General features: G+C 62.2%; 6 protein-coding genes and 1 pseudogene. 1 reads left to right on the forward strand and 6 read right to left on the reverse strand.

Annotated features, from left to right (window positions below; translation table 11 throughout):
- The 6 genes and pseudogenes from VFE81_RS11035 to purN form a co-directional block, all read right to left on the reverse strand.
- On the reverse strand, positions 1-590 hold a 590-nt coding region (locus tag VFE81_RS11035; protein WP_325044630.1), incomplete at its 3' end, for a nicotinate-nucleotide diphosphorylase (carboxylating).
- Complete coding sequence (gene nadA / locus VFE81_RS11040; RefSeq protein ID WP_325044631.1) at positions 590-1729, reverse strand: quinolinate synthase NadA; 1140 nt, start codon at positions 1727-1729, stop codon at positions 590-592. The genes nadA and VFE81_RS11035, both read right to left, overlap by 1 nt.
- A gap of 131 nt (positions 1730-1860) precedes the next feature.
- Positions 1861-3057 (reverse strand): DesA family fatty acid desaturase, encoded by a 1197-nt coding sequence (locus tag VFE81_RS11045; protein WP_325044632.1) that lies wholly within the window; start codon positions 3055-3057, stop codon positions 1861-1863.
- A 203-nt stretch (positions 3058-3260) separates the two neighbouring features.
- Positions 3261-4144: pseudogene (locus VFE81_RS11050) on the reverse strand (mechanosensitive ion channel family protein).
- Positions 4145-4218: 74 nt separating this feature from the next.
- Positions 4219-5478: an RsmB/NOP family class I SAM-dependent RNA methyltransferase gene (locus VFE81_RS11055; protein ID WP_325044633.1), complete on the reverse strand. Its 1260-nt coding sequence runs from the start codon at positions 5476-5478 to the stop codon at positions 4219-4221.
- Positions 5475-6128 (reverse strand): phosphoribosylglycinamide formyltransferase, encoded by a 654-nt coding sequence (purN, locus tag VFE81_RS11060; RefSeq protein ID WP_325044634.1) that lies wholly within the window; start codon positions 6126-6128, stop codon positions 5475-5477. The genes VFE81_RS11055 and purN overlap by 4 nt, the downstream gene beginning before the upstream one ends.
- A 118-nt stretch (positions 6129-6246) precedes the next feature.
- Between purN and VFE81_RS11065 the strand changes: the two genes are divergently transcribed.
- Positions 6247-7100 (forward strand): bifunctional riboflavin kinase/FAD synthetase (locus VFE81_RS11065; protein ID WP_325044635.1); only part of this gene is annotated, 854 nt, incomplete at its 3' end.

Consider the following 7100-nt stretch of genomic DNA (forward strand, 5'->3'; position numbering starts at 1 on the left):
CCGCCCGCTGCGGCAATGTGGTTTTCCTTGATCAGAATGCCGTCGTACAAAGCAAGCCGCTGATTCGCCCCACCGCCCACGCGCACTGCGTATTTCTGCGCGAGCCGCAAGCCCGGTAAGGTCTTACGCGTATCGAGGATACGCGTTTGCGTGTGGGTAATAGCGTCGACATAGCGACGCGTCGCGCTCGCCACACCCGAGAGCAGTTGCAGGAAATTCAGCGCATTGCGTTCGGCAGTCAACAGCGCACGGACAGGACCGCGCAGCTCGCAGACCGGCGTATCCACTGCCATCCGATCGCCCTCGCGATAACACCACTGCACGTCGATACGTGGATCGACCTGGCGCATTACCGCGTTGAACCAGGGCACGCCGCACAGCACGGCGTCTTCGCGCACGATGATGCGTGCATCACGCACGTCGTCTGCGGGGACAAGGCGACCAGTCTGATCGCCTGTGCCAATATCTTCGGCCAGCGCGTCGGCGACGTTGCGCGCCAACGCAGCATCGAACGCGGCGCCGTACTGCGCATGAATCTCCGCGAACAGCGGCGAGACTGCCTCGACCTGATTGCGTTCCACCGCTCCCATTACGCTGCTCCCACGTTCGAATAGAGTTGCGCGTCACGCGCGAGATCACCGCTGGCTTGCACGCGCTTCTTGTGACGCGCCGCGAAATCGAGCATCCGGTCGATCGGCAGACGTGCCCGCTCGCCGATCGCTCGGTCGACGAAGATTTCGTTGTGGCCGCGTTCGAGCACCTCGGCCAGATTGGCGAGGCCGTTCATCGCCATCCACGGGCAATGCGCACAGCTCTTGCAGGTCGCACTGTTGCCGGCCGTCGGTGCGGCGATCAGCGTCTTGCCGGGCGCGGCGAGTTGCATCTTGTGCAGAATGCCGAGATCGGTCGCCACGATGAAATGCGTCGCGTCGAGTTTTTGCGCAGCGTCGATCAACTGGGTTGTCGAACCCACCACGTCCGCTTGCGCGACGACGTTAGCCGGCGACTCCGGATGCACCAGCACTTTCGCGCCCGGATATTCAGCGCGCAGCAGATCGAGTTCAATGCCCTTGAATTCGTCGTGCACGAGACACGAGCCCTGCCACAGCAGCATGTCCGCGCCGGTCTTACTCTGGATGTAGCTGCCGAGGTGCCGATCCGGCGCCCAGATAATCTTTTCGCCGCGTGAGTGCAGATCGGCAACGATTTCCAGCCCGATCGACGACGTCACCATCCAGTCCGCACGAGCCTTGACGGCCGCGCTGGTGTTCGCGTACACAACCACCGTGCGATCCGGGTGAGCGTCACAGAAAGCCGAGAATTCATCGACGGGACAACCCAGGTCGAGCGAACAGGTCGCATCGAGATCGGGCATCAGAATGCGCTTATCCGGGCTCAGTATTTTCGCGGTCTCGCCCATGAAGCGCACGCCCGCCACCACCAGCGTTTGTGCCTCGTGATCGCGGCCGAACCGCGCCATCTCCAGCGAGTCAGCCACGCAACCGCCGGTTTCGTCGGCGAGCTCCTGCAATTCCGCGTCGACGTAGTAATGCGCGACGAGCACCGCTTTCTCGCGCTTAAGCAATGCGCGGATGCGTTCCTTCAGCGCCACCTTCTGTTTCGCCGACGGCATGTCGGGCACCTTCGCCCACGCCTGCCCGATCCCGCAGGTCGTGCCCTGCGCCTGTGGCCGGTCGTATTCGACGGTCCTGATCGCCTGCTGATCCATGATCTCCTCTGCCCTCGCTCTGCCCGCCGCGGACTGTCAATCGTGTGCCGTTGACCTATCCACCGCCCAAAAAGCAAAACCCCGCCAACGCGGGGTTTTGTGACGTAACGAAATTTTAAAGGATTTCGCGATCAAGCATAACGACGTAGACGCATCGCGAATTCTTGCAGTGCTTTTATACCGCTCTGCTCAGCGCGATGACACCAGTCTTGCAACTGAATCAGCAATTGATCGCGCGACGCATTCGAGCGCTCCCACATCGCCGCCAGTTCATTGCGCATGTCGATGTAAGTCTTGAGCTTCTGGCTATTCGCGAAGATTTGCGGCAACTGGCGCTTCTGCGGCTCGTCGAGACCCGCTTCTTCCTTGTGGAACCAGCTACGCGCACCGCGCATCACCTGATACTTCTCGCGTGCGCCGACTTCCTTCAGATGTGCCAGCTCCTGGCGATAAGCGCGCTTGAGCGCCTTGCCGTAACGCGCCATCACTTCGTAACGGTTCGCCAGCACGGCTTGTAGCGTGTCCTGATCGAGGACCAGCTTGCCGGAGGTCAGACGCGGCGTAGGCGCGATCTTCTTCACCTTGGCCAGACGGAACGCCGACATGATGCGGATGTACATCCAGCCGATATCGAACTCGTACCACTTGTTCGACAGCTTGGCCGACGTCGCATACGTGTGGTGATTGTTATGCAACTCTTCACCGCCGATGATGATGCCCCACGGGAAGATGTTGGTGCTCGCATCCGACGAGTTGAAGTTGCGGTAGCCCCACCAGTGCGCGAGGCCGTTCACCACGCCTGCCGCCCAGAACGGAATCCACACCATCTGCACGGCCCAGATGGTCAGACCGACGACGCCGAACAGCGCGACGTTCAGCACCATCATCAGGCTCACGCCGAGGATCGGGTACTTGGTGTAGACGTTGCGTTCCATCCAGTCGTTCGGCGTGCCGTGACTGAACTTGCGCATCGTTTCTTCATTCTTGGCTTCGGAACGGTACAGTTCCGCACCTTCGAGCAGCACCTTCCAGATGCCGCGCGTTTGCGGGCTGTGCGGATCTTCTTCGGTCTCGCACTTGGCGTGATGCTTACGGTGAATCGCGGCCCATTGGCCGGTCAGCATGCCTGTGGTCATCCACAGCCAGAAACGGAAAAAATGACTGACGACCGGATGCAGTTCCAGTGCGCGGTGCGCCTGGCAGCGATGCAGATAGACCGTCACGCCAATGATCGTGATGTGCGTCGCGACCAGGGTGTACAGCACAAGTTGCCACCACGAGAAGTGGAGCAAGCCGTGCGCAAGGAAATCAAGCAAGGAATTCAACAAGGCAATTTACCTGTGGAACAAGAGACGCCAGACACACGCAAAATGCGCGTGTCAAGAAAGTAAAAGCATACAGCGGGATTGGACGATATTCTACTTGAAGCGTTCCAAGTGTTTGTAACAAATAGGGATTTTTTGTGTGACATCAACAGGATGGAACGCGCCGGAGGTCATTTTTAGACCGGCCGACGGGTTCGAAGTGCCCGTCAGCGGGCGCTGTAGGCCTGATTGGCCGCAGGAGCAGTCATTGTTACCGCCTGCGGCATCGCGTCGCTCACATTGCCGACGATTCGCACTTCGCGTTGCGCGAAAGGAATCGAGATGCCGTGCTCGGAGAACAGACGCCAGATGTTGCGATTGACGGCCGAGCGCACGCCTGAGGTACCTGTCGCTGCGTCTTCGATCCAGAAGCCCAGTTCGAGATTGATGCCGTCGGTGCCGAAGCTCGCAAGATAGGGTGTGGGCGCCGGTTCCTGCAGTACTCGCGCGACATGTTGTGGGGCTTGAGTGAGCAGCGCCATCGCCTGCTCGACGTCGGAGCTGTAGGCAACCTGCACGGCCACCTTGGCGTAACCGCGCGTCAGATAGGAGGACTGGTTCTGCACCACGTCCGTAATCAGCTTTTCGTTCGGAATCAGCGTTTCAATGCCGTCCAGTCCGCGCACCACCGTATAACGCGTACGGATCTGCGTGACCATGCCCTGCAAGCCGCTGACGTTGATCGTGTCGCCGATGCGCAGCGAGCGGTCGATCAGGATGATGAAATGTAAATCAAGCCAATACCGAACAGCGGCACCAGCGCCAGATTGAGCAGCGCGGTGTGCATGAACTGACCGGTAATCGCCTGTGCGAGCCACACGAGCGCCGCCCCAATCAGCGGAAAGAATGCGCGATTCAGGCTTTCCGCGCCGAAACGCAAGGTCTGGTAACGCGTCTGACGCCGCAGATCGAGCGCCCGGCGCAGCAGGCGCGCGAGCAGTCACGCGACGAGAAGCGTCCCAAGCAGCACGCCGACCTGCCACAGCATGACCGGCTGGCCGAAATCGCGCGCGAGGTCGCCGAACATGTGAGGAAAAATGCGGTTTTGCATGATGTCGCCGAAATCGCCAGCTCGTCCGGGTTCAGGAAAAGAACCCGGACGAGCTAGCAGATGGCCTGTTGCGTTTAGCTTTGGCGTTCCAGCACGGCTGCGAAGAAACCGTCAGTGGCGTGAAGGTGCGGCCACAGCGATAGGTAGTCGCCCATTTCCAGTTCGATGCGCTGCTCGGCCAGCACGTCGCGCGCCGGCACCAGTGCGAAGTCCGGATGGTCGGCGAGGAACTGCTGCACGACGGCCTCGTTTTCCTCTTCCAGAATCGAGCAGGTCGCGTAGACGAGACGGCCGCCCTTCTTCACCAGACGCGAGGCGCTGGCCAGAATCGAGGCCTGCTTCGGCGCCAGTTCAGCGACCGATTCAGGCGACTGGCGCCACTTCAGATCCGGGTTACGACGCAGCGTACCCAGGCCGCTGCACGGCGCATCGACCAGCACGCGGTCGATTTTGCCGGCCAGACGCTTGATCTTCGCATCGTGTTCGCTGTCGATCAGCACCGGATTCACGTTCGACAGGCCGCTGCGCGCAAGGCGCGGCTTGAGCTTGGCCAAACGACGTTCGGAGACGTCGAATGCGTACAGACGCCCGGTTGAGCGCATCGCTGCCCCCAACGCCAGGGTCTTGCCGCCCGCGCCCGCGCAGAAGTCCACGATCATTTCGCCGCGCTTGGGTGCGACCAGCGAGCACAGCAACTGGCTGCCTTCGTCCTGAACTTCGACCCAGCCTTGCTGGAACGCGTCCAGCTTGGTGAGCGGCGGTTTGCCGACCACCCGCACGCCGAACGGGGCGAAAGGCGTCGCACCACCTTCGATGCCGGCCTTCGACAGCGCGTTCAGTACCTCGTCGCGGCTTGCCTTGATCGGATTCGCGCGCAGGTCCAGCGGCGCCGGATAGTTCAGCGCGGCGGCGAGTTGCGCCAGTTCTGCGGGTTCAAAGCGCCTGGAAAGCGCCTGGTAGATCCAGTCGGGCAGATTCAGACGAATCCGCAGCGGCAGGCTTTCCGGGTCGATCTTCGCGACGTGTTCGAGCCAGTGCGACTCGGTGTCCGACACAAACGGCTTGAGGGCCGTGCGCCCCGCCGTCTGCATCAGTCCCAGCAAGGCCATCCGGCGAGCCGGGCTGCCCGCGCCGCCTTCCGCCAGATGGGCAAATTCCATCCGACGACGCAGCACCGCGAAGACCGCCTCGGCGATCACGCCGCGCTCACCGTGCCCGAGCTTCGGATGCGCGCGGAAAAAGCGGCTCGTCGTAGCGTCGGCCGGGCCGGTGAGTTTCAGGACTTCAGCCAGCAAAGTCTCAGTTTGTCCAATCAAAAAACCATGTAATCTCATGCGCCCTCTCCGGCGGTGTGACCGGCAAAGAGCCATTGCGGCTCCGGCGGCGTAAGCGTGACACGCAAGCCGTCGAGGGCAAGACGCCCTTCGACGAACCAGCGCACCGCGCGTGGATAGATAATGTGTTCAGTTGCCAGCACGCGTTCGGCGAGCGTGGCGGGGGTGTCGCCAGCCTCAACGGGGACGGCCGCCTGCGCGACGATCGGCCCGTGATCCAGTTGCGACGTGACAAAATGCACCGACGCGCCGTGCAGCCGCACGCCGGCGTCAAGTGCCTGTTGATGGGTTTTCAGGCCCGGAAAGCTCGGCAGCAACGACGGATGCACGTTCAGCATGCGCCCGGCGTAGTGATCGACGAAACCGGCCGTGAGCACCCGCATGAAGCCGGCAAGCGCGACCAGATCGGGCGCGAAGCTGTCGATTTCTTTCGCCAGCGCGGCGTCGAAACTGTTGCGATCGGGAAACTGGCGGTGGTCGACCACCGCCGTGGCAATGCCGTGCGACGCTGCGAACGCGAGGCCCGCGGCGTCAGGACGGTTGGCAATCACGGCGGCGACTTGCGCTGCCCAGCCCTCGTCCGCGCAGGCGCGAATGATAGCTTCCATGTTGCTTCCCCGTCCGGAAATCAGGATGACGAGTTTTTTCATCCGCGGATTTTATCATTCGGGGGACACTGAAACGGCGACGCGCCGCCGTCTCGTGCGCTGAGCGTTTATAATCGTTTGTTTTGCGGCACCTCGCCCGCTCTACCTCAAACCCGTTATCGTGAGAGTCTTCCGCGGTCTTCCCAATGCTGAAAGCCGTGCGCCCTGCGCACTGACCATCGGCAACTTCGACGGTGTCCACCGCGGCCATCAGGCTTTGCTCGCCCACGTTCGGGCCGCAGCCGATGCACGCGGTCTGCCCGTCTGCGTGATGACCTTCGAGCCGCACCCGCGCGAGTTCTTCAACCCGGCTGGCGCGCCGCCGCGAATCGCCATGCTGCGCGACAAGCTCGAGGCGCTGCGTACCAACGGCGTCGACCGGGTCGTGGTCGAGCATTTCAATCACACCTTCGCCAGCCAGTCGCCGGATACGTTTGTCGAACGGATCATCGTCAACGGGCTGCACGCTCGCTGGGTGATGATCGGCGACGACTTCCGCTACGGCGCGAAGCGCGCGGGCGATTTCACGTCGCTCAAGACCGCGGGGCAGCAGTACGGCTTCGAAGTCGAACAGATGGCAACCGTGGCCGATCCGTCCGGCGCGCGCATTTCCAGCTCGGGCGTGCGCGCGGCGCTGGTGGCCGGCGATCTCGACTCGGCGCGCGCCGCGTTGGGCCGCGACTACCTGATTAGCGGCCATGTCGTGCATGGCATGAAGCTCGGCCGCGATCTTGGTTTCCCCACGCTCAATCTGACGATCGCGCACAAGCGTCCGGCGCTCGCCGGCATTTTCGTGGTGCGCGTGCATGGCGTGGCGGACGAACCGTTGGCGGGCGTCGCCAGCCTCGGCCTGCGCCCCACTGTCGACGATTCCGGCCGAGTGCTGCTCGAAGTACATCTGCTCGACTGGCACGGCGATGCGTACGGCAAGCTCGTGCGCGTCGAATTCCTGAAAAAGCTGCGCGACGAGGAAAA

Source organism: Paraburkholderia sp., assembly GCF_035656215.1.
In the GTDB taxonomy this organism is placed as follows: Bacteria; Pseudomonadota; Gammaproteobacteria; order Burkholderiales; family Burkholderiaceae; genus Paraburkholderia.